Source organism: Streptomyces sp. NPDC012466 (assembly GCF_042955215.1).
Lineage (GTDB): Bacteria > Actinomycetota > Actinomycetes > Streptomycetales > Streptomycetaceae > Streptomyces.
Window position 1 is genome coordinate 224,815 of record NZ_JBIBEQ010000003.1, and the last position, 21,811, is coordinate 246,625.

General features: G+C 68.9%; 20 protein-coding genes. 11 read left to right on the forward strand and 9 right to left on the reverse strand.

Features of this window, described 5'->3' with window-relative positions:
- Positions 1 to 4 precede the first annotated feature (4 nt).
- The 6 genes from murJ (at position 5) to trxA (ending at position 7,370) form a co-directional block, all read left to right on the forward strand.
- Entirely contained in the window at positions 5 to 2,317 is a 2,313-nt protein-coding gene (gene murJ / locus ACFY9E_RS13395; protein WP_390982547.1) for a murein biosynthesis integral membrane protein MurJ, read from the forward strand.
- 141 nt (positions 2,318 to 2,458) lie between these two features.
- Positions 2,459 to 4,177: a protein kinase family protein gene (locus tag ACFY9E_RS13400; protein ID WP_390982550.1), complete on the forward strand. Its 1,719-nt coding sequence runs from the start codon at positions 2,459 to 2,461 to the stop codon at positions 4,175 to 4,177.
- A gap of 25 nt (positions 4,178 to 4,202) precedes the next feature.
- A complete protein-coding gene (gene sigM / locus ACFY9E_RS13405) occupies positions 4,203 to 4,928 on the forward strand; it encodes an RNA polymerase sigma factor SigM (protein WP_390982553.1) in 726 nt (241 codons plus the stop codon).
- Positions 4,925 to 5,857: an anti-sigma factor family protein gene (locus tag ACFY9E_RS13410; protein WP_390982556.1), complete on the forward strand. Its 933-nt coding sequence runs from the start codon at positions 4,925 to 4,927 to the stop codon at positions 5,855 to 5,857. Before sigM ends, ACFY9E_RS13410 begins: the two co-directional genes overlap by 4 nt.
- Before the next feature lie 167 nt (positions 5,858 to 6,024).
- Complete coding sequence (gene trxB, locus ACFY9E_RS13415; protein WP_390982559.1) at positions 6,025 to 6,993, forward strand: thioredoxin-disulfide reductase; 969 nt, start codon at positions 6,025 to 6,027, stop codon at positions 6,991 to 6,993.
- 44 nt (positions 6,994 to 7,037) lie between these two features.
- Positions 7,038 to 7,370 carry a thioredoxin gene (gene trxA, locus ACFY9E_RS13420; RefSeq protein ID WP_030847066.1) on the forward strand — a complete coding sequence of 111 codons (333 nt, stop codon included), beginning with the start codon at positions 7,038 to 7,040 and terminating at the stop codon, positions 7,368 to 7,370.
- Positions 7,371 to 7,460: 90 nt separating this feature from the next.
- Here the strand turns inward: trxA and ACFY9E_RS13425 are convergent, their stop codons facing one another.
- From ACFY9E_RS13425 to rpmH, 9 genes are all read right to left on the reverse strand, one after another.
- Positions 7,461 to 8,078, reverse strand: a complete 618-nt coding sequence (locus tag ACFY9E_RS13425; RefSeq protein WP_352114239.1) for a GNAT family N-acetyltransferase — start codon at positions 8,076 to 8,078, stop codon at positions 7,461 to 7,463.
- Between the two features lie 325 nt (positions 8,079 to 8,403).
- On the reverse strand, positions 8,404 to 9,504 hold the full coding sequence (locus ACFY9E_RS13430; protein WP_390982561.1) for a ParB/RepB/Spo0J family partition protein: 1,101 nt from the start codon (positions 9,502 to 9,504) through the stop codon (positions 8,404 to 8,406).
- Positions 9,501 to 10,577: an AAA family ATPase gene (locus ACFY9E_RS13435; RefSeq protein ID WP_390983678.1), complete on the reverse strand. Its 1,077-nt coding sequence runs from the start codon at positions 10,575 to 10,577 to the stop codon at positions 9,501 to 9,503. Before ACFY9E_RS13435 ends, ACFY9E_RS13430 begins: the two co-directional genes overlap by 4 nt.
- 346 nt (positions 10,578 to 10,923) lie before the next feature.
- The gene (gene rsmG / locus ACFY9E_RS13440; RefSeq protein WP_390982563.1) at positions 10,924 to 11,640 is read right to left on the reverse strand and encodes a 16S rRNA (guanine(527)-N(7))-methyltransferase RsmG; all 717 of its coding nucleotides are present in this window, start codon (positions 11,638 to 11,640) and stop codon (positions 10,924 to 10,926) included.
- 124 nt (positions 11,641 to 11,764) lie between these two features.
- Positions 11,765 to 12,277, reverse strand: a complete 513-nt coding sequence (locus ACFY9E_RS13445; RefSeq protein WP_283972210.1) for a R3H domain-containing nucleic acid-binding protein — start codon at positions 12,275 to 12,277, stop codon at positions 11,765 to 11,767.
- Positions 12,278 to 12,292: 15 nt separating this feature from the next.
- Positions 12,293 to 13,582 (reverse strand): membrane protein insertase YidC, encoded by a 1,290-nt coding sequence (gene yidC / locus ACFY9E_RS13450; RefSeq protein WP_390982566.1) that lies wholly within the window; start codon positions 13,580 to 13,582, stop codon positions 12,293 to 12,295.
- Between the two features lie 3 nt (positions 13,583 to 13,585).
- The gene (gene yidD / locus ACFY9E_RS13455; protein WP_390982569.1) at positions 13,586 to 13,960 is read right to left on the reverse strand and encodes a membrane protein insertion efficiency factor YidD; all 375 of its coding nucleotides are present in this window, start codon (positions 13,958 to 13,960) and stop codon (positions 13,586 to 13,588) included.
- Positions 13,957 to 14,328, reverse strand: coding sequence for a ribonuclease P protein component (rnpA, locus tag ACFY9E_RS13460; RefSeq protein ID WP_078615240.1), 372 nt, complete (start codon positions 14,326 to 14,328; stop codon positions 13,957 to 13,959). The genes yidD and rnpA overlap by 4 nt, the downstream gene beginning before the upstream one ends.
- 21 nt (positions 14,329 to 14,349) lie before the next feature.
- Entirely contained in the window at positions 14,350 to 14,487 is a 138-nt protein-coding gene (gene rpmH / locus ACFY9E_RS13465) for a 50S ribosomal protein L34 (RefSeq protein WP_005482975.1), read from the reverse strand.
- 374 nt (positions 14,488 to 14,861) lie between these two features.
- Between rpmH and dnaA the strand changes: the two genes are divergently transcribed.
- From dnaA to ACFY9E_RS13490, 5 genes are all read left to right on the forward strand, one after another.
- The gene (dnaA, locus tag ACFY9E_RS13470) at positions 14,862 to 16,934 is read left to right on the forward strand and encodes a chromosomal replication initiator protein DnaA (protein ID WP_390982574.1); all 2,073 of its coding nucleotides are present in this window, start codon (positions 14,862 to 14,864) and stop codon (positions 16,932 to 16,934) included.
- A gap of 959 nt (positions 16,935 to 17,893) precedes the next feature.
- Positions 17,894 to 19,024 (forward strand): DNA polymerase III subunit beta, encoded by a 1,131-nt coding sequence (dnaN, locus tag ACFY9E_RS13475; protein WP_390982576.1) that lies wholly within the window; start codon positions 17,894 to 17,896, stop codon positions 19,022 to 19,024.
- Positions 19,025 to 19,230: 206 nt separating this feature from the next.
- Positions 19,231 to 20,106: a phosphogluconate dehydrogenase (NAD(+)-dependent, decarboxylating) gene (gene gnd, locus ACFY9E_RS13480; protein ID WP_390982579.1), complete on the forward strand. Its 876-nt coding sequence runs from the start codon at positions 19,231 to 19,233 to the stop codon at positions 20,104 to 20,106.
- 31 nt (positions 20,107 to 20,137) lie between these two features.
- Positions 20,138 to 21,259 (forward strand): DNA replication/repair protein RecF, encoded by a 1,122-nt coding sequence (gene recF / locus ACFY9E_RS13485; protein WP_142161934.1) that lies wholly within the window; start codon positions 20,138 to 20,140, stop codon positions 21,257 to 21,259.
- The gene (locus ACFY9E_RS13490; RefSeq protein ID WP_390982582.1) at positions 21,256 to 21,792 is read left to right on the forward strand and encodes a DciA family protein; all 537 of its coding nucleotides are present in this window, start codon (positions 21,256 to 21,258) and stop codon (positions 21,790 to 21,792) included. Before recF ends, ACFY9E_RS13490 begins: the two co-directional genes overlap by 4 nt.
- Positions 21,793 to 21,811 lie beyond the last annotated feature (19 nt).

Sequence of the window (21,811 nt, forward strand, 5' to 3'; positions counted from 1 at the left end):
AACCATGAACGCGCCGTACGACGGTGACCGCGGCCGGGCCGCGGGCAGCTCGGGCTACCCCGATGCGGGCGGGCCCGAGGGCTCACCGCCCGAGCACGGCCAGGCGCCGCCGCAGCCGCCCGCGGACATCTACCTCCAGGACGCCTACGGCCAGGACCCCTACCGGGCACAGGACCTCTCCGCCCAGGACCCGGTCGGCGAGGCGCTCTACGACCGCGCCGCGCACCCGCCGCCCCCTCCTGGCTCGTACCAGCCGCATCAGCAGCTCTATGGTCAGCCGCCGCAGTCGCCGTACGCGCCCGACCCGCAGGTGTGGGCTCAGACGCCCCCGCCGGAGCCGGACGGCCCGACGCGGCACCTGCCGTACGGCGACGACGCTCGCACCACCCAGTTCGTGGGTGTGGACGACCTCGTCTCCCAGGCGGGCGAACCGCGCCAGGAGCCGGACGCGTTCGCGCATCTCTTCCGGGACCAGCAGCAGAGCAGCGGCCACCCGTCGTACGAGTCGCCGGCGGTCCCCGGCCCCTCCCCGGCGCCGGGGCAGACGGCACAGGGCCCGTACGCACTGCAGGACCAGTACGCACCGCAGGACCAGTACGCGGCGCCCGGCCGGGCCGCGGCGACCGCGCCCCTCGTGGACGAGACGCCGGCCCCTGAGCCCGCCGCCTCGTCCGCTCCGAAGAAGAGCGGACGCGCCGCGGGCCTGATGAAGTCCAGCGCCGTGATGGCGGCGGGCACGATGGTCTCCCGCCTCACCGGCTTCATCCGCTCCGCGCTGATCGTGTCGGCGCTGGGCGTCGGCCTCCTCGGTGACACCTTCCAGGTCGCCTACCAGCTGCCGACGATGATCTACATCCTCACCGTCGGCGGTGGTCTCAACTCCGTCTTCGTGCCGCAGCTCGTGCGCGCCATGAAGGAGGACGACGACGGCGGCGAGGCGTACGCCAACCGCCTGCTCACCCTGGTCATCGTGACGCTCGGCGCCCTCACCGCGCTCTCGGTCGTCGGTGCGCCGCTCCTCATCCGCGTGCTGTCCGACCCGGTCGCCAGCGACCCGGCGGCGAACCAGGTCGCCGTCACCTTCGCCCAGTACTTCCTGCCCACGATCTTCTTCATGGGCATCCACGTGGTGATGGGCCAGATCCTCAACGCCCGCGGCAAGTTCGGCGCGATGATGTGGACCCCGGTCCTGAACAACATCGTCATCATCGTGACGCTGGGCATGTTCATCTACGTCTACGGCACCGCGGCCGACTCCGGGATGAAGGCCGCGAACATCCCGCCGGAGGGCCAGCGCCTGCTCGGCATCGGCGTCCTGCTCGGCCTCGTGGTCCAGTCGCTCGCGATGATCCCCTATCTGCGCGAGACCGGCTTCCGGCTGCGGCTGCGCTTCGACTGGAAGGGCCAGGGCCTCGGCAAGGCCGTCACGCTCGCCAAGTGGACGGTCCTGTTCGTCCTCGCCAACCAGGCGGGCGCGATGATCGTCATCCAGTTGTCCACTGCGGCGGGCAAGGCCTCACCGGTCGACGGCACCGGCTTCTCCGCCTACGCCAACGCCCAGCTGATCTGGGGCCTGCCCCAGGCCATCATCACGGTCTCCCTCATGGCCGCCCTGCTGCCGCGCCTGTCGCGCTCGGCCGCCGAGGGCGACGGGGGCGCCGTCCGCGACGACATCTCCCAGGGCCTGCGCACCACGGCGGTCGCGATCGTGCCGATCGCGTTCGGTTTCCTCTCCCTCGGCATCCCGATGTGCACGCTGATGTTCGGCTCCTCGGGCACCAGCGAGGCCACCAACATGGGCTTCATGCTGATGGCGTTCGGGCTCGGCCTGATCCCGTACTCGGTGCAGTACGTGGTCCTGCGTGCCTTCTACGCCTATGAGGACACCCGAACTCCCTTCTACAACACGGTCATCGTGGCCGCGGTCAACGCGGGCGCCTCGGCGATCTGCTACTTCGTGATCCCGTCCCGCTGGGCCGTGGTCGGTATGGCCGCCTCCTACGGCCTGGCCTACGCGATCGGTGTCGGTGTCGCCTGGCGCCGGCTGCGCAAGCGGCTCGGCGGAGACCTCGACGGAGCCCGAGTCCTGCGGACTTACGCCCGGCTGTGCATCGCGTCCGTCCCGGCCGCCCTGCTCAGCGGCGCGGCCTGCTACGGCATCGGCCACTCGCTCGGCCAGGGCCCCGCAGGCTCGTTCGCCGCGGTCCTGGCAGGCGGCGCCGTGCTCCTCGGGGTCTTCTTCGTCGCCGCCCGCCGCATGCGCATCGAGGAACTCAACTCGCTGGTCGGCATGGTCCGCGGACGCCTGGGACGCTGAGTCGGGGGGTAGGCGCACAACCATCGTCGGCCACCGCGTGTCGTGCATAGCGGCGGACTGTGGGCACAATTGGTTTCGGCGTCGGACGGCGCGCAACGGAAGTCGGGCGGGCGCGCAATGGATGGGGAGGCAGGAACGACGGTGGCGGAACGGAGTACGGCTGCCGTCGACGTGGCAGACAACAGCGGCGAGACGTCGCTGACCGCGCAGGCGGACCAGTCCACGGCCGACGGGGTGGCCAAGAACCGGGAGCGGGACACGGACAGCGACGAGGTACAGGAGACCGCCGGGACCGACGGTGCCGGAAAGACCTCGCCGCCCGAACTGCACAGTGGTCACAAACTCGCCAGACGCTACCGCCTCGAGGAGTGCGTCACCCGTCTGGACGGTTTCAGCAGTTGGCGTGCCGTGGACGAGAAGCTGCGCCGTGCCGTCGGCGTGCACATCCTGCCCGCCGACCACTCGCGTGCCCGCTCCGTCCTGGCGGCCGCCCGCTCCTCCGCCCTCCTGGGCGACCCGCGTTTCGTCCAGGTGCTGGACGCGGTGGAGGAGAACGACGTCGTCTACGTCGTCCACGAGTGGCTTCCCGACGCGACGGAACTGACCACGCTCCTCGCCTCCGGGCCTCTGGAACCCTACGACGCCTACCAGATGGTCAGCCAGGTCTCCTCGGCCATGGCCGCCGCCCATCGTGAGGGCCTCGCCCATCTGCGGCTGAACCCCAACGCCGTGCTGCGCGCCTCGACCGGCCAGTGGCGCATCCGCGGCCTCGCCGTGAACGCCGCCCTCCGCGGCGTGTCGTCCGACACCCCGCAGCGGACCGACACCGAGGCCATCGGGGCCCTGCTGTACGCGGCGCTCACGCAGCGCTGGCCGTATGAGAGCGACGCCTACGGCCTGTCGGGCCTGCCGAAGGACATCGGCCTGATCGCGCCCGACCAGGTACGCGCCGGTGTGCACCGCGGGCTGTCCGAGCTCGCCATGCGCGCGCTCGCCAACGACGGTGCCACCGCCTCCCGGCACGAGTCGCCGTGCACCACCCCGGAGGAGCTGGTGAAGGCGATCGGCGAGATGCCCCGCATCCGCCCGCCGGAGCCGGCGTTCACCGCCCCGCCCGAATACCAGCGCACGACGTACCAGCAGGGCACGTACGGCCGTCAGGCCCCGCGCCCCGGCGTCACCCAGCAGATCCCGAGCCCGCCGCCCCCGCTCCAGACCCGCACGGGCAAGGCCCTGAAGTGGGCCGTCTCCGCACTCCTGATCGCCGCGCTGGGCCTCGGCAGCTGGCAACTGGCGGACGCGCTGATGGACCAGGGTGGCAAGAACGAGGAACCGACCAAGACGCAGAACAACGAGGGCGGCGACAAGAACGGAAATCGCCCAGGGGCCAAGCCGATCGCCATCAAAAACTCCCAGGAGTACGTCGCCAAGGGCGATGCCCAGCACCCCGCCGACGTGGCCAAGACCTACGACGGCAACACGTCCACGGGCTGGCGCACCAACAGCTACCTCGACGGCCCGAAGATGGTGATAAAGCCCGGTGTCGGCATCGTCTACGACCTCGGGTCCGAGCAGGAAGTGTCGGCCGCGACACTCTCCCTGCGGTACGGCAACGACCACACCACCGCCGAGTTGTACGCGACCGACTCCCTCGGATCGGCCACGCCACTCAGCTCCATGAAGAAACTCGGCACCGCGACGACGAGCAGCACCTCCTTGAAGGTGACCGTCGACAAGCCGGTGAAGAGCCGATACGTCCTGGTCTGGCTGACGGCGCTGCCGTACTCCGGTGACGACCCCGCCAACTACAGCAGGCCGGGTTACAAGCAGGCCATCACCGAAGTGAAGTTCACGGGCTGAGTGCCGACAGAGGGAAGGGGGTTCGATGGCGGGCCGCGCCGAGCACAGCGGTGCAAGTGATCAGGACCTCCTCGCCCGCCACGTCCAAGGCGACCCCGACGCCTTCGGCGAGATCGTGCGGCGGCATCGCGACCGGCTCTGGGCCGTCGCCCTGAGGACGCTGGGCGACCGCGAGGAAGCCGCTGACGCCGTGCAGGACGCCCTCGTGTCCGCCTACCGGGCCGCCCACACCTTCCGGGGCCAGTCGGCCGTCACGACCTGGCTGCACAGGATCACGGTGAACGCCTGCCTGGACCGTGCCCGAAAGGCCGCCTCCCGGAAGACCTCTCCCGTCGACGACACCGAGCGGCTGGAGCAGCTCCTGGAGCCGCACGAATCGGCTTCGGCTCCGGCGGAGCGCCATGATCTCCACCGGCAGCTCATCGAAGCCCTGGGAACCCTGCCGGCCGACCAGCGCGCCGCGCTCGTCCTGGTGGACATGCAGGGCTACCCCGTCGCCGAAGCGGCCCGCATTCTCGACGTGCCGACCGGCACGGTGAAAAGCAGATGCGCGCGCGGACGAGCCAGACTCCTGCCGCTGCTCACCCATCTACGGCCGGACAGCAGCGGTGAGGGCAAGAACCCGGGCGGAGAACGGAACCGGACGCAGGGTCCGGCCGTCCCACCCGCAGCGGGGCCGCGCCGCGCGGAATCCCCGGATACAGGACCGAGCGACCCAGCTGCAGTGAAGGGCGGAGGTGGACGAGCGTGACGTCGACGACAGACATGGCCGGGCACCCGGACGTCGCGGAGATCTCCGACCTCGCCGAGGGCCTGCTTCCAGCCTCCCGGACCACCGACCTCCGTCGGCATCTGGACGAGTGCGAGCTCTGCGCGGACGTGTACGCCTCCCTGGAGGAGATCCGCGGACTGCTCGGTACGCTGCCGGGTCCACCGCGCATGCCCGCCGATGTCGCGGGCCGCATCGATGCGGCTCTTGCCGCCGAGGCTCTGCTGAACGCCAGCGGTCCGGAGTCTGAGGAGAGCGCGGAGCCGGCGGGTGCTCCCCTTCTCGCGCACGACGACGACGGTGCGCGTGTTTCACGTGAAACATCGACTCCCACCGACCGGCCTGTCGGTCGTCCCCGCTCCTCCTCCACCGGCCCCGGCCGCAAGGGCCGCACGCGCATCGGGCGCCGCAGGATCGCCGTCCTCGGGACCGTCTTCACGGTGGCCGCCCTGGGTCTGGGCTCCGTCCTGCTGTCGTCGCTCGGCGACAACAAGCCGCCTCACGACACGGCGGGTGAGCGGCAGAACACCTCTGCGGACACCTTCTCCGAGGGGAAGCTGCGGAAGCAGGTCACCGATCTCCTGGCCGAGGACAAGACCGAGAACAAAACCGAGGGAGGCGGCGGCTCCCGCACCCCCTTCGGCGCGGCGACCGCCCCCGGCAACCAGCACCGGGTCTTCAGGGGAGCCGTGGTGCCCGGCTGCGTCCGCGACGGCATCGGGCGGGACGACGCCGCCCTGGCGACGGAGAGCGGCACGTATCAAGGGAAGAAAGCCATGCTCGTGCTGCTTCCCGATGCTTCCGACGCCACCCGGGTCACCGCCTACATCGTCGACGCGACCTGTGTGGATCACTCGGCGTCCGATGCGGTCGGCGAGGTGCTCCTGAAGCGCACCTACCCGTCCGCCTGAGCAAGCGCTTCGTCTCGTCCTCTGGGGTCACCTCGCGGTGCCCCATCACCGTGTGCCCGGACACAACGGGAATGCGCGCCCCTTAGGATCCGTTGGGTGGGGTGAGAGTTCTCCTGGAGAAGCTCCTACCGCTCGACCGACGCAGTCCAGAGACGAGGAATCAAGCCGTGAGCGACGTCCGTAACGTGATCATCATCGGCTCCGGGCCCGCCGGCTACACGGCGGCGCTCTACACCGCGCGCGCGTCGCTGAAGCCGCTGGTATTCGAGGGCGCCGTCACCGCAGGCGGTGCGCTCATGAACACCACCGACGTCGAGAACTTCCCTGGCTTCCAGGACGGCATCATGGGCCCCGAGCTCATGGACAACATGCGCGCCCAGTCGGAGCGCTTCGGAGCCGAGCTCGTTCCGGACGACATCGTGTCCGTCGATCTGAGCGGTGAGATCAAGACCGTCACGGACACGGCCGGCACCGTGCACCGTGCCAAGGCCGTCATCGTCGCCACCGGCTCGCAGCACCGCAAGCTCGGACTGCCGAACGAGGACGCACTCTCCGGCCGTGGCGTGTCGTGGTGTGCCACCTGTGACGGCTTCTTCTTCAAGGACCAGGACATCGCCGTGATCGGTGGTGGTGACACCGCGATGGAGGAGGCGACCTTCCTCTCCCGGTTCGCCAAGTCGGTGACCATCGTCCACCGGCGTGACACGCTGCGCGCCTCCAAGGCCATGCAGGAGCGTGCCTTCGCCGACCCGAAGATCTCGTTCGTGTGGGACAGCGAGGTCGCCGAGATCCAGGGCGACCCGAAGCTCTCGGGTCTGAAGCTGCGCAACCTCAAGACCGGTGAGATCTCGGACCTGCCGGTGACCGGGCTGTTCATCGCCATCGGCCACGACCCGCGCACCGAGCTCTTCAAGGGCCAGCTCGACCTGGACGAAGAGGGGTACCTGAAGGTGGACGCGCCGTCGACGCGCACGAACCTGACCGGTGTCTTCGGTGCCGGCGACGTCGTCGACCACACCTACCGTCAGGCGATCACCGCCGCCGGTACCGGCTGTTCCGCAGCTCTCGACGCCGAGCGCTACCTCGCCGCCCTGGCGGACGAGGAGCAGCCCGAGCCCGAGAAGACCGCTGTCTGACCCTCCCTACCCGCCCCACGCACCAACCAGTTAAGGAGCCCGCCGTGGCCGGCACCCTGAAGAATGTGACCGACGACTCCTTCGAGCAGGACGTCCTCAAGAGCGACAAGCCTGTTCTGGTGGACTTCTGGGCCGCCTGGTGCGGTCCGTGCCGCCAGATCGCGCCGTCCCTCGAGGCCATCGCGTCCGAGTACGGCGACAAGATCGAGATCGTCAAGCTGAACATCGACGAGAACCCGGGTACGGCCGCCAAGTACGGCGTCATGTCCATCCCGACCCTGAACGTCTACCAGGGTGGCGAGGTCGCCAAGACCATCGTGGGCGCGAAGCCGAAGGCCGCGATCGTTCGCGACCTTGAGGAGTTCATCGCCGAGTGAACCGGCGGAGCCGTCGCACCGACGGTGCGTGTTTCACGTGAAACACGAATGGGCCAACCCGGAAGGGTTGGCCCATTCGTTTGCCTGCACTTACAGGGGTCGCAGCGCCGGCTCCTTCTGCACGGCTCCCAGAAGACGGTCCAGCGCCATCTCGACGTCTTCCTTCCAGGAGAGCGTCGACCTCAGTTCCAACCTCAGCCGGGGGTGAGTGGGGTGCTGTCGAACTGTCTTGAAGCCCACCGCCAGAAGGTGATCGGCGGGCAGCACACAGGCAGGTTCCTTCCAGCGCGCGTCTCCGAAGGCCTCGATCGCCTTGAAGCCGCGCCTCAGCAGATCCTTGGCCACCGTCTGAACCATCACCCGGCCCAGCCCCTGCCCCTGGTAGCCGGGCACGATGAAAGCGGTCATCAACTGCACCGCGTCGGGCGAGACCGGGCTCGTGGGAAACGCCGTGGAGCGGGGGACATAGGCGGGGGGAGCGTAGAGCACGAAGCCCACCGGCACGTCGTCGACGTACACGACCCGCCCGCAGGATCCCCAGTCCAGCAGGACCGCTGAGATCCAGGCTTCCTTCTCCGAATCGGATGTGCCCGCCTTCAGCGCGGCCTCACCGCTGACCGGGTCGAGTTCCCAGAAGACACACGAGCGACAACGCTTGGGAAGGTCTTGGAGGTTGTCCAGCGTGAGCGGTACGAGCCGGCGGCCCATGAAGGGTGATCCTCGCTTCCTTCGCCCGCCGCCGCGTCGCGGGCGGCTGTCAGAGCGCTCCGTTCCTTGAGGAGACTGCCGATGAACCCACCGACCGCCCCCAGCCCCAAACCGGCGCTCACCAGTCCGGTGCGGCTCATGGTGCGCATGGCCCCTGCCCTCCCTCTCAGAGGTGCTGCCGAGTGGTTGCGCCGTGCCCCGATCGCATCGTATCCACGATGCGATTCCATCGATACCGCCAAAAAGGAAAGAGCGAGCCACGTTCCGGCACACACCGGACACGACCCGCTCTCACGCGACACAGCAGAGACTCCTTGCCGGAGGCTCAGGACTCGCTCTCCTCGGAGTCGCCCTCCAGGAGGCTCTTCTGCAGGACCGGGCCCTCGCCAGGGGCGAGTGAACCGAGGATCCGCTCAAGGTCCTCCATCGAGGCGAACTCGACGGTGATCTTGCCCTTCTTCTGCCCCAGGTCGACCTTGACCCGCGTCTCGAAGCGGTCCGAGAGCCGTGTGGCGAGGTCGGACAGCGCGGGAGAGACCCGGGCACCGGCACGCGGGCCCTTGGGCTTCTGAGCCTTCTGAGGCCGCGACCCCATCAGGGTCACGATCTCCTCGACGGCCCGCACCGAGAGCCCCTCGGCCACGATGCGGTGGGCCAGCCGGTCCTGCTCCTCCGAGTCCTCGACGGAGAGCAGTGCCCGCGCGTGGCCGGCGGAGAGCACCCCGGCGGCGACCCGACGCTGCACGGCCGGCGAGAGCTTGAGCAGACGCAGAGTGTTGGAGACCTGCGGGCGCGAGCGGCCGATGCGGTCCGCCAGCTGGTCGTGCGTGCAGTTGAAGTCCCTCAGCAACTGGTCGTAGGCGGCTGCCTCTTCCAGCGGGTTGAGCTGAGCTCGGTGCAGGTTCTCCAGCAGAGCGTCGAGGAGGAGCTTCTCGTCCTCCGTGGCCCGCACGATCGCCGGGATGGCCTCCAGCCCCGCCTCGCGGCACGCCCGCCAACGGCGCTCGCCCATGATGAGCTCGTAGCGGGCGGGACCCGCCTGCCGCACGACGACCGGCTGGAGGAGCCCTACTTCCTTGATGGAGGTGATGAGCTCGGACAGCGCGTCCTCGTCGAAGACCTCACGAGGCTGCCGCGGGTTCGGCGTGATGGAGTCGAGGGGGATCTCGGCGAAGTGCGCACCGATGGGCGCCGCGGGCGCGGCGGGAGCACTCGGCTGCGGAGGCTCCTCTGTTTCACGTGAAACAGTCGGCAACGTGGCTACCTTCGCTGCGGCCACCCCACGCTCGTTCGGCAGTGCAGGCAGCCCTACGGGGGATGGGGAAGCAGTACCCCCGGACGCAGCCTGGGCCACCGACTTCTCCGTCGGCGCAGCAGGGATCAGTGCGCCGAGACCACGACCCAGCCCCCTCCGTCGCTCGCTCACTGGACACCCTCCACCATGCTCGGGTCGTTCTGTTGTGCACCGATGTGGGCGTGCGTCGCGTCATAACTGATGCCGACGCCCTTCAGCGCGATCTCTCGTGCCGCCTCAAGATAGGAGAGGGCACCACTCGATCCTGGATCGTAAGTCAGAACCGTCTGCCCATAACTCGGCGCCTCGGAGATACGGACGGATCGGGGGATGCTCGTCCGCAGAACCTCGTCACCAAAGTGGGTGCGCACCTCTTCCGCGACCTGGGACGCGAGGCGCGTCCGGCCGTCGTACATGGTGAGCAGAATGGTCGACACATGCAGGTCGGGGTTGAGGTGCCCCCGTACCAGGTCGACGTTGCGCAGCAATTGCCCGAGGCCTTCCAGCGCGTAGTACTCGCACTGGATCGGGATCAGTACTTCCTGGCCCGCTACGAGCGCATTGACCGTCAGCAGGCCGAGGGAGGGCGGGCAGTCGATGAGGATGTAGTCCAGCGGCTGCTCGTACGCCTGGATCGCGCGCTGCAGCCTGCTCTCCCGTGCCACCAGGGAAACCAGCTCGATCTCCGCACCGGCGAGATCGATCGTGGCGGGGGCGCAGAAGAGGCCCTCGACATCGGGCACCGGCTGGACAACCTCGGAGAGCGGCTTACTCTCCACCAACACGTCATAGATGGACGGAACTTCGGCGTGATGGTCGATGCCCAGCGCGGTGGACGCATTGCCCTGTGGGTCGAGGTCGACCACCATGACCCGGCCACCGTGGAGCGCCAGCGACGCGGCAAGGTTGACGGTCGTCGTCGTCTTGCCCACACCGCCCTTCTGGTTGGCGACCACGATGATTCGGGTCTGCTCGGGCCGTGGCAGGCCCTCACCGGCACGACCCAGAGCCTCCACCGCCAGTTGGGCAGCACGACCGATGGGAGTGTCGTCCATCGGAGGCGGTGTTTCACGTGAAACATCCGCCCCCATCGACTCGGTACGGGGACCGGGGACCGGATCGGTCATCGGTCCCGCGATGTTGGCGTCGGACCGCAAGGATTCACTCTCCTCGACTTCAGGCTCGCAATGAACAGAGCCTCCCATGTCTTCGGGGTCGTGAACCAGTGAGGCCTGGCGTTCTGTGGAGAAATCCACCTCTGTGGATACCTCAGGTCCCTCATCGAGTGAACCAAGAGGCTTTCGGTCGCGGGGTTCGGCCGCAGCGCGGCCACGACTGATGATGCCGTGCAGCAGTGAGCGACGTTTCACGTGAAACACGATGCAGGGCAGCCGTGGCCGGACTGTCGCGACACTCCGGCATGCATAGGTTTGGCAGCTTGTGTGGAGTACGTCTCGTCCTCAGGACGGATCAGTGCCGCCGAGGCGGATCAGCATCTCCACGACGGATCAGCGTCACCAGGATGGTCCGGCGTCGTCGGAACGCCGAAGCTCAGCGCCGTCGGCGGGTCCGCCCCGTGCGAGCCGCCTTGGCGCGCTTCGCGGCGAAGCGCACACCGCCCGGGCTTTCCCCGACCTCGACCCGAACGACGGTGGACATCGGGTCCACCACACCCTCACCCACATGCAGGATGGATGTCTCCACCGCCCCCAGCTTGCTCAGCGCCGACGACGCGCTCTTCAGCTCCTCCTCGGCGGTGTCGCCCTTGAGCGCGAGCATTTCGCCGTACGGCCGCAGCAGGGGGATCCCCCAGGTGGCGAGCCGGTCGAGCGGCGCGACGGCCCGGGCCGTCACCACATGAACGGGCTGGATCTTCCCCATGACCTCCTCGGCGCGGCCGCGCACCACGGTCACATGATCGAGGCCGAGCAGCTCGACGACCTCGCTGAGGAAGTTGGTGCGCCGCAGCAGTGGCTCCAGCAGCGTGATCTTCAGGTCGGTGCGGACCAGCGCCAGCGGAATACCGGGGAGACCGGCGCCCGAGCCGACATCGCACACCGTCACACCTTCGGGCACGACCTCCGAGAGCACCGCGCAGTTCAGCAGGTGCCGCTCCCACAGGCGGGGCACTTCACGCGGGCCGATGAGACCGCGCTGCACGCCCGCCTCAGCGAGCAGCTCGGCGTACCGCACCGCATCCGCGAAGCGGTCACCGAACACCTCGCGCGCCTGCTCGGGCGCGGGGGGAAGCTCCGCTGCCTCCGTCACGGGGGACCGTCCTTCCGTACCGCGTCAGCGCACCAGGCGCCGACACCAGAACCACCAGAACTATCAGGCTGACAAAGTTCGGCCCCGCCTGCTCAACAGACGGGGCCGGGGAACGTAAAGGCCGTCAGGCGGGCAGCACGACGACGAAGCGCTGCGGCTCCTCGCCCTCGGACTCGCTGCGCAGCCCAGCGGCCTTGACCGCGTCGTGCACGACCTTGCGCTCGAAGGGCGTCATCGGCTCCAGCTTCACGGCCTCGCCGCTGCTCTTGGCCTCCGCGGCGGCCTTGGCGCCCAGCTCGGACAGCTCGGAACGCTTCTGTGCCCGGTATCCCGCGATGTCGAGCATCAGGCGGCTGCGGTCGCCGGTCTCCCGGTGCACGGCCAGACGGGTGAGCTCCTGGAGCGCCTCCAGTACCTCGCCGTCACGGCCGACCAGCTTCTGCAGATCGCGGCCGCCCGTGTCGCTGATGATCGAGACAGAGGCGCGGTCGGCCTCGACGTCCATGTCGATGTCGCCGTCGAGGTCGGCGATGTCGAGCAGACCCTCCAGGTAGTCCGCCGCGATCTCGCCTTCCTGCTCCAGGCGAGTCAGGGTGTCTGCACCCTCGGCAGCGGCGGAGGTGGTGCCTTCCGTCACGGGATGGACTCCTTCTTACTTCTTGGACGGGGACTTGGGCCGCTGCGGACCCTTGCGCTGTCCGGACTGGGCCTTGCTGCGGGTGCCGCCGGCGGGCTTCGCGCCGCCCGTCTTGGCAGCGCCGGCGGGCTTGGCGTCCTCAGGCTCGTCGGCCTTGGTCAGCGACGTCTTCGGTTCGTTCTCACCGGCCGCCTTCGCGCCGGCGGGGCCGCCGTGCTGACGCTGCGACTTGCTCTGCCGCTTGGGCTGCTGGCGCTTCGGGATACCAGCGGCGGTGGTCGGCGACCCGTCCTCGGCCTGGGCGGCGGCCGCGGTGTCGCTCTTGATCACGGTGCCGTCGGCCTGGGCGGCGAGGCCGGCCTTGCTGAGGCCGTTGATGAACTTGCGCTCGAATTCGTTGCGGTCGCGGCCCTTGGCGACGATCGCCTTGACGATCGCCCGGTCGCGACGCTTGCCGACCTTGTCGTGCTGCGTGACGTGCTTGGCCAGGCGCTCCAGGTACGCGGCCTGGGCCTTCGAACCGGGGGTCGGGTTGTTGCGGATGACGTACATCTGCTGGCCCATGGTCCACACGTTGGTGGTCAGCCAGTAGACGAGGACACCGACCGGGAAGTTGATGCCGAAGACGGCGAACATGACCGGGAAGACGTACATCAGCATCTTCTGCTGCTGCATGAACGGTGTCTTCACCGTGGTGTCGACGTTCTTGGTCATCAGCTGGCGCTGGGTGAAGAACTGCGACGCCGACATCAGGACGATCATGATGGCGGTGACCACGCGCACGTCGACCAGGGAGGCACCGAGTGCTTCCACCTTCGACGAGCTGTCGGTGAACTTCGCCGCCAGCGGCGCACCGACGATGTGTGCCTTCTGCGCACTCTCCAGCAGGCTCTTGTTGATCACACCGATGGTGTCGCCCGTCGCGATGCTGTTGAGCACGTGATACAGGGCGAAGAAGAACGGCGACTGCGCCAGGATGGGAAGGCACGAGGAGAGCGGGTTGGTGCCCGTCTCCTTGTACAGCTTCATCATCTCTTCGGACTGACGCTGCTTGTCGTTCTTGTACCGCTCTTGGATCTTCTTCATCTCGGGCTGCAGCGTCTGCATGGCCCTGGTCGACTTGATCTGCTTCACGAAGAGCGGGATCAGGCAGATACGGATCAGGATCACCAGGGACACGATCGACAGGCCCCAGGCCCAGCCGGTGTCAGGGCCGAAGATGGCGCCGTACACCGAGTGGAACTGGACGATGACCCAGGAGACGGGTGTGGTGATAAAGCTGAAGAGGCTGGCAATCGTGTCCACTAATCATGCTCCTTGGGCATGGGACGGTGTCTCTGCGGCCGGGCTCGAAGGACTCGACGGACTTGCGGGAGAAGTCTGTCCCTCGGTGGCCGGTCCGGCGGCGGAGGGCCCGCCCTTGCGTGCACGCCACGCGTTACGCAGCATTTCGTGCCACCGCGGGCGCTTGCGCGGCGGAACATGGTCCACACCGCCCAGCGACCACGGATTGCATCGCAGGATGCGCCAGGCCGTGAGTGCCGTTCCCTTGAGGGCACCATGCCGGTCGATGGCCGTGAAGCCGTAGTGGGAGCACGATGGGTAGTACTTGCAGACCGGCCCGAGCAGCGGACTGATCGTCCACTGGTAGAGCTTGATCAGAGCCAGCAGCGGGTACTTCATCGCGCGCCCCCTCCCAGCAACCGCTGGAGAGCGGCATCCAGGTCTCGGGCCAGCTGTGCATGGTCGGCGTCGCCCGATCCGGGCAGCGCTCGTACGACTACCAGGCTACCGGGGGGCAGCTGGGCGACTCGCTCGCGCATCAGGTGGCGAAGCCTGCGCTTCACTTTGTTGCGCACGACCGCGCCACCCACTGCTTTGCTCACGACGAAACCCGCACGCGTCGGGGGAGCGCTCTCCCCAGGCGCGTGCGGGTCCGTGGAACCGCTACGTAGGTGGACGACGAGGAGCGGGCGTCCGGCCCGGCGTCCTCGTCGTACCGCGGTCGCGAAGTCCTCGCGCCGCCTCAGCCGATGCTCGGTAGGCAGCACGACGTCATGACCTGATCGGGATCAGGCGGACAGGCTGGCGCGACCCTTGCTGCGGCGGTTCGCGAGAATCGCGCGACCGGCACGGGTACGCATCCGCAGGCGGAAGCCGTGGGTCTTCGCGCGGCGACGGTTGTTCGGCTGGAAGGTGCGCTTGCTCACTCGGGGGCTCCAGAAGAAATCGGTGGTTGCGGGGTGCCGTCCTGGCTGTCACCGTGCGCCCACGAGTAGCTCGCAGTTACGCCCGAGTGCACCGCTGACCGATCACCCAAATGATCTGTGCCCATCGGAGGCAGGCGGCAGCAGCCATCGACAACTCGACCTGGTTACGGTACGCGCGGCTACGCCATCCGGTCAAACCAGGAGTCGCCGGGAGACACTTGTCCACAGGCTGGGGACAACAACTTGAACCCTACCGGCCGCCCTGACTACCGTGACGGAACTCCGATTCGTTCCCTTATCCCTGCCCCACCCGATTTACATCCCGAGCCGTCCCAGAACCACACGTTCGTGGGACCTGTGAGAGAGCGTGCCCTGTGGCTGACGTACCTGCCGATCTTGCCGCAGTGTGGCCACGCGTATTGGAGCAGCTCCTCGGGGAGGGCCGCAGCCAAGGGGTCGAGGGGAAGGACGAGCACTGGATCCGCCGCTGCCAGCCGCTGGCGCTGGTCGCGGACACCGCCCTGCTCGCCGTACCGAACGAGTTCGCGAAAGGCGTGCTCGAGGGCCGGCTGGCGCCGATCGTCAGCGAGACGCTGAGCCGTGAGTGCGGCCGCCCGATCCGGATCGCGATCACCGTCGACGACTCCGCGGGCGACCCCCCGGCCCCGCAGGCGCCCCAGTCCCGCCACCAGTCGCGCTACGAGGAGCCCGAGCTTCCGGCCACCCGCCAGGACCGTGACGGGTACGACCGCACGGACCGGGACGGCTACGACCGTCCTGACCGGGACGGGTACGAGCGCAAGGACCGCGACGGTCATGACCGCCGGGACCGAGACGGCTACGAGGGGTACGGCCGCCACCGGGCGGACCAGCTGCCCGGCCAGGCCGGCGACCAGCTTCCGCCTACGCGCGCAGATCAGCTTCCCTCGGCACGTCCCGCCTACCCCTCCGAGTACCAGCGCCCCGAGCCCGGCGCCTGGCCGCGTCCGTCGCAGCAGGACGAATACGGATGGCAGCAGCAGCGCCTCGGCTTCCCCGAGCGCGACCCGTACGCGTCGCCCGGGCAGGACTCGTACGGCTCCCAGGACGCCTACAACCCCCAGGACTCCTACGGCTCCGGGCCCCAGGACGCCTACAAGGACGCGTACGGGTCCAAGGATTCCTACGGTCCGCCCTCCCAGGACTACCGTCCCCAGCCCATGGAGCGCCCCTCCTACGAGCAGCAGCGCTCCGAGTACGAGTCGTCACGCGGGGACTATGAGCAGCGTGACGCGGTCCGCCGGGAGCTGCCCGATCCGCCGGCCGGCTCGGGGCACGTCCACCGGGGAGGCCCGGTCGGCCCGAACCTGCCCACGACCGGTGCGCCCGGCCCCCTGGCAGCGCAGCCCGCGCCGGCGACCGGCCCGGGTGAGCCCACCGCGCGGCTGAACCCGAAGTACCTCTTCGACACGTTCGTCATCGGCGCCTCCAACCGCTTCGCGCACGCGGCCGCGGTCGCCGTGGCCGAGGCACCGGCGAAGGCGTACAACCCCTTGTTCATCTACGGGGAGTCCGGGCTCGGCAAGACGCACCTGCTGCACGCGATCGGGCACTACGCGCGCAGCCTGTACCCGGGCACGCGGGTGCGGTACGTGAGCTCTGAGGAGTTCACCAACGAGTTCATCAACTCCATCCGCGACGGCAAGGGCGACAGCTTCCGCAAGCGGTACCGCGAGATGGACATCCTGCTCGTCGACGACATCCAGTTCCTGGCGGACAAGGAGTCGACGCAGGAGGAGTTCTTCCACACCTTCAACACGCTCCACAACGCCAACAAGCAGATCGTGCTGTCCTCCGACCGGCCGCCGAAGCAGCTGGTCACGCTGGAGGACCGGCTGCGGAACCGTTTCGAGTGGGGTCTGATCACGGACGTCCAGCCGCCCGAGCTGGAGACGCGCATCGCGATCCTCCGCAAGAAGGCGGTGCAGGAGCAGCTGAACGCGCCGCCGGAGGTGCTGGAGTTCATCGCGTCCCGGATCTCGCGGAACATCCGTGAGCTGGAGGGCGCGCTGATCCGGGTCACGGCGTTCGCCTCGCTCAACCGGCAGCCGGTGGATCTGGGTCTGACGGAGATCGTCCTGAAGGACCTCATCCCCGGTGGCGATGACTCGGCGCCCGAGATCACGTCGACGGCCATCATGGGCGCGACGGCGGACTACTTCGGGCTGACGGTCGAGGACCTGTGCGGCACCTCGCGTGGCCGCGCCCTCGTCACCGCCCGCCAGATCGCCATGTACCTGTGCCGTGAGCTGACGGACCTGTCGCTGCCGAAGATCGGCGCGCTGTTCGGCGGCCGCGACCACACCACGGTCATGCACGCGGACCGCAAGATCCGCAATCTGATGGCCGAGCGCCGCTCCATCTACAACCAGGTCACGGAGCTGACCAACCGCATCAAGAACGGCTGACGACGACGGCGGAAAGCCGCTGAGGGCGCTCCCGGATTCCTCCGGGAGCGCCCTTCTCGTGTCCGGCCCGTGGGCGTCAGGGGCACGGATCCGGTCCCTCCCGGGGCCGTGTGGCCCGGTTTCCGAGCCTCCGGGGCGGGTCAGCGGCCCCCGCGTCGCGTACCGAGCCGCAACCCGGTGTTCGATTAGTCGCCGGGTTACGGCCTCCCTCCACAGATTCGGGGACTTTCTGCCGTCCACATCCTGGGGACCGGGGAGTTGTCCAGAGCGTGTCCACAGGCGCCGCTGTTGAAAGACCATCAGACCAGCTCAGGTGCTTGTGGATTGGTGGACGAAGGATCTCCACAGACTGTGGACGACGGAATGATCCACAGGCTGTGCACCGAGTTGTCCACCGGCCGCCCACAGGCTGGGGGCGGTTGTCCCCAGCGATCGGCCCCTTCTCCACATGCCTGTCCACTGTTCGGCAACGCGACGCGCCTCCTCACCGGGTCGAGTGAAAGGCGTCACACGAAGGTGCCGGATTGGGCTGTGGGAAAGGTGGGTAAACCTGGGGACGGCGCTGGGGAGAACTCGCTTCACCCTGTGCACGGCGTGTGCAGAACTTTCTGTTCTCCACAGATACGCCTGGTTGTCCACCGCCTCCACCCACAGGGCCCGTGGACAAAATTCCCGCCCTGAGCTGGGCAAACGAGGTTATCCACGGTATCCACAGGCCCTACTACTACTCCCAACTAGAGAGAGCTGGGAATCCGTTTCGAAGAGGGCCCTGTGCACAACTCGCTCTTCGGTGCCCGGCCGCCCCTCGTCACGACTTGACCCCGAGAGGCACCTACTGTCAGTGCGGTGCGTCAGACTGGTCCCCGGTGTCCTCCCCGTCACAGGGACCGTCGACACCGCGACAGACGACGAGGGCCAGGCAGAGCGAGAAGCGCCGGCAACAGCAGGAGGCGGCAACAGTGAAGATCCGGGTGGAACGCGACGTACTCGCGGAGGCAGTGGCCTGGGCGGCACGCAGCCTCCCGGCCCGTCCGCCGGCGCCTGTCCTCGCCGGCCTGCTGCTGAAGGCCGAGGAAGGCCAGCTGAGCCTGTCCAGCTTCGACTACGAGGTCTCGGCGCGGGTGTCCGTGGAGGCCGAGGTCGACGAGGAGGGCACGGTCCTGGTCTCCGGCCGCCTGCTCGCGGACATCTGCCGCGCGCTCCCCAACCGGCCGGTGGAGATTTCCACAGACGGTGTACGGGCGACCGTGGTCTGCGGCTCCTCCCGGTTCACACTCCACACCCTGCCTGTGGAGGAGTACCCGGCCCTGCCGCAGATGCCGAACGCGACGGGCACGGTCCCCGGCGAGGTCTTCGCCTCCGCCGCCTCCCAGGTCGCCATCGCGGCCGGCCGTGACGACACGCTGCCCGTCCTCACCGGTGTCCGCATCGAGATCGAGGGCGACACCGTCACGCTGGCATCCACCGACCGCTACCGCTTCGCGGTCCGCGAGTTCCTGTGGAAGCCGGAGAACCCGGACGCCTCCGCGGTCGCCCTGGTGCCCGCCAAGACGCTCCTGGACACCGCCAAGGCCCTGACCAGCGGCGACCAGGTGATCCTGGCGCTCTCCGGCTCGGGCTCGGGCGAGGGCCTGATCGGCTTCGAGGGCGCCGGCCGCCGTACGACGACCCGCCTGCTGGAGGGTGACCTCCCGAAGTACCGCACGCTGTTCCCGACGGAGTTCAACAGCATCGCCGTCATCGAGACCGCCCCCTTCGTGGAGGCCGTCAAGCGTGTGGCCCTGGTCGCCGAGCGCAACACCCCGGTGCGGCTCAGCTTCGAGCAGGGCGTGCTCATCCTGGAGGCCGGTTCCAGCGACGACGCACAGGCTGTGGAAAGGGTCGACGCCCAGCTCGAGGGCGACGACATCTCGATCGCCTTCAACCCGACGTTCCTGCTGGACGGCCTGAGCGCCATCGACTCCCCGGTGGCCCAGCTGTCCTTCACGACGTCCACCAAGCCCGCGCTGCTCAGCGGCAAGCCGGCGCTGGACGCCGAGGCGGACGACGCCTACAAGTACCTGATCATGCCGGTGCGCCTCAGCGGCTGAGCCCGCCCGACGGTCGGCGGGACGGCGTGGATCACCGGCTTTGTCCACAGGCTGAGGACAAAGCCGCAGGTGAGGGCGTACGAGTGAGCGCGTATGCCCACAGATGTGCGCGAGCGTCCGGGTTTAGGCTCGGACGCGGGTACGAAAGTGCCTCGCGGTACGCACGTGCCGCCACGCCACGTCGCAGAACCTAAGGAACACAACTGATGGAGCTCGGTCTCGTCGGCCTCGGCAAGATGGGCGGCAACATGCGCGAGCGGATTCGCCGCGCAGGTCACACCGTTCTCGGATACGACCGCAACCCGGACCTCGCCGATGTCCACAGCCTGGAAGAGCTTGTGGGCAAGCTCAGCGGTCCGCGCGTGATCTGGGTGATGGTCCCGGCGGGCGAGCCCACGCAGTCCACCATCGACGACCTCGCCGAGCTGCTGGAGCCCGGCGACGTCGTCGTGGACGGCGGCAACTCCCGCTGGACCGACGACGAGAAGCACGCCGAGGAGCTGGCGGCGAAGGGCATCGGCTTCGTCGACTGCGGTGTCTCCGGCGGCGTCTGGGGCCTGGAGAACGGCTACGCGCTGATGTACGGCGGCGACAAGGAGAACGTCGCCAAGGTGCAGCCGGTCTTCGACGCCCTCAAGCCGGAGGGCGACTTCGGTTCGGTGCACGCCGGCAAGGTGGGCGCGGGTCACTTCGCGAAGATGGTCCACAACGGCATCGAGTACGCGATGATGCAGGCCTACGCCGAGGGCTGGGAGCTCCTGGAGAAGGTCGACTCCGTGACGGACGTCCGGGAGGTCTTCCGCTCCTGGCAGGAGGGCACGGTCATCCGCTCCTGGCTGCTCGACCTCGCGGTCAACGCGCTCGACGAGGACGAGCACCTGGACGAGCTCCGGGGTTATGCACAGGACTCCGGCGAGGGACGCTGGACTGTGGAAGCCGCCATCGACAACGCGGTGCCGCTGCCGGCGATCACCGCGTCGCTGTTCGCGCGGTTCGCCTCCCGCCAGGAGGACTCGCCCCAGATGAAGATGATCGCGGCGCTGCGGAACCAGTTCGGCGGCCACGCGGTCGAGAAGAAGTAACCGAGCACCGAGGGAGGTCGGCGAAACGACCATGCACGTCACGCATCTGTCGCTGGCCGACTTCCGCTCGTACCCCCGGGTCGAGGTCCCGCTCGACCCCGGGGTGACGGCCTTCGTCGGGCCGAACGGGCAGGGCAAGACCAACCTCGTCGAGGCCGTCGGCTATCTCGCCACCCTCGGCAGCCACCGGGTCTCCTCCGACGCCCCCCTGGTCCGCATGGGCGCCGAGCGCGCGATCATCCGCGCCCAGGTCCGGCAGGGCGAACGACAGCAGCTCGTCGAACTGGAGCTCAACCCGGGCCGCGCCAACCGGGCCCGTATCAACAGGTCCTCGCAGGTCAGGCCGCGTGATGTGCTGGGGATCGTCCGGACGGTGCTGTTCGCGCCCGAGGATCTCGCACTGGTCAAGGGCGACCCCGGTGAGCGGCGCCGCTTCCTCGACGAGCTGATCACCGCCCGCTCCCCGCGCATGGCCGGGGTCCGTTCCGACTACGACCGGGTCCTCAAGCAGCGCAACACCCTGCTGAAGTCGGCCGCGCTGGCCCGACGGCACGGCGGCCGCACCATGGACATGTCCACCCTGGACGTGTGGGACCAGCATCTCGCGCGCGCGGGCGCCGAGTTGCTCGCCCAGCGCCTGGACCTGATCGCGACGATCCAGCCGCTGGCCGACAAGGCCTACGAACAACTCGCGCCCGGTGGCGGCCCGATCGCGCTGGAGTACAAGCCGTCCGCGCCGGGCGAGGCGCACACCCGTGAGGACCTCTTCGAACAGCTGATGGCGGCGCTCGCCGAGGCCCGCAAGCAGGAGATCGAGCGTGGCGTCACCCTGATCGGCCCGCACCGGGACGACCTCCAGCTCAAGCTCGGCCAGCTCCCCGCCAAGGGGTACGCCTCTCACGGCGAGTCCTGGTCCTACGCGCTGGCGCTGCGCCTGGCCTCGTACGACCTGCTCAGGGCAGAGGGCAACGAGCCGGTGCTGGTGCTCGACGACGTCTTCGCCGAGCTGGACACCCGCCGCCGCGAGCGCCTCGCCGAGCTCGTCGCGCCCGGCGAGCAGGTCCTGGTGACGGCCGCGGTCGACGACGACGTCCCGCACGTGCTGTCCGGGACGCGGTTCGCCGTGTCCGAGGGCACGGTGGAGCGCGTATGACGCAGAACACACCCGGCGGCGCCCCGAAGCCCCCCGAGCCCTCCGGCGTCGACCTCGCGCGCGTGGCGCTGCGCGCCGCCAAGGAGGCCGCACGCGCGCGGGGGGACGCGGCACAGCAGAAGAAGCAGGCGCGCCGCGGCGGTCTGCGCTCCGGCGCGCGCGCGGACGGACGCGACCCCATGGCGCTCGGCTCCGCGATCAACCGACTGATCACCGAGCGCGGCTGGGAGGCGCCGGCCGCGGTGGGCGGTGTGATGGGCCGCTGGCCGCAGATCGTAGGCGAGGACGTGGCCAAGCACTGCGTCCCTGAGAGGTACGACGAGGACGAGCACGTCCTGACGGTGCGCTGCGACTCGACGGCCTGGGCGACGAACCTCCGGCTGCTCGCGCCCACGCTGGTCGCACGCCTCAACGAGGACCTGGGCCACGGCACGGTGAAGCTGATCAAGGTGCAGGGCCCGAGCGGCCCCGCGCGCCGCTACGGCCCGCTGCGCGCCCCCGGCAGCACCGGTCCGGGCGACACCTACGGCTGAGCGGCACCGGTTTCCCACC